1 protein-coding gene is annotated in these 1,121 nt (G+C 33.1%); it reads right to left on the minus strand.

Going from position 1 to position 1,121, the window contains the following annotated elements:
* Positions 1-28: 28 nt before the first annotated feature.
* Positions 29-1,121 (minus strand): transposase (locus JUJ52_RS23010; protein ID WP_228089243.1); only part of this gene is annotated, 1,093 nt, incomplete at its 5' end.

The following is a 1,121-nucleotide window of genomic DNA, read 5'->3' on the forward strand; positions in this document are numbered from 1 at the left end:
TAATTTATCTATTATATTTTGCTTATTTTTAACCCATTAGCTTCAATATCCGTTTTAGATTTACGGTAAATATAGCCATGGCTCCTTGCATTTCCATGCCAACTAGACCCGAGGATTTTGAAACATCATACCCGTGTCTATGTTTTAATTCACTATTTTTAGCTTCAATTTTATAGCGTTCTTTTGATTTTTCTTTAAAATAATCTGTTTCCTGGAACTTTGCCTGTTCGCTATGTTCATCTGATTTAATACTTACGGAATAGCTCTTACTTTTAGCTCCGGGTTTGTAACATCCTTCTTTACATGGACAAACTTTACATTTTTCAATGTCAAAATAGTATGTATCTACTTGGTTTTTAGCGACACCTTTTGTTCCTTGACGAGCTTTTCGTATTGCCATATGACCTGCCTTACAAACGTACATTCCCGCATCTTTGTTGAACTCAAATTCATCTTCTTTTTTTCGATTACCCTGTGAAACAGCAGGGTTTAATTTAGCTACTAACTTCATTTCATTTTCATTGGCATATTCAATATTTCCCTTTTCAGAATAAGCTGCATCTCCAATTACTGTTTTTACTTCCATGCCAGCTTCTTTACTTTTTTCAATAAGTATTTCTAATTGTTTTCCATCATTTTTTTCACCAGTTGTAATCGTAGCTGCCGTGATGATTCTTTCTTCACTCATCGCTATATGTGTTTTATAGCCAAAGAAAGATGTATCTTTCGTTTTGTGGCCAATTTTCGCATCTTCATCAGCAGAGATTCGTAAATGTTCGATGTCATCATTTACGTTTTCTTTTAATAGGTTTAATTTCTCTTTAACTTTCGGATATTCGGAAATCGTTTCCTCATTTTTAATCACATCCATTAGTTTTTGACAATATTCAATTTCATCTTCCAGCTTATTCGTTGTCGATTTAGATGGGAATTTTTTCTTCATGGATTCATCGATCTCATAAACAGATTTTCGAAGTTTCTTGGAGCGATCCATCAGTATTTCCTTTGGTGATTTTTGATTATAACGGGCCTTTGAATGGGTGGCGTCAACAATAATAGAATTGCTTTTTATAATTTTCTTTTCGATGGCAATTTCCACGGATTTATTAATTAACATATTC

Source organism: Virgibacillus sp. AGTR, assembly GCF_016919725.2.
GTDB classification, from domain to species: domain Bacteria; phylum Bacillota; class Bacilli; order Bacillales; family Amphibacillaceae; genus Virgibacillus; species Virgibacillus salarius.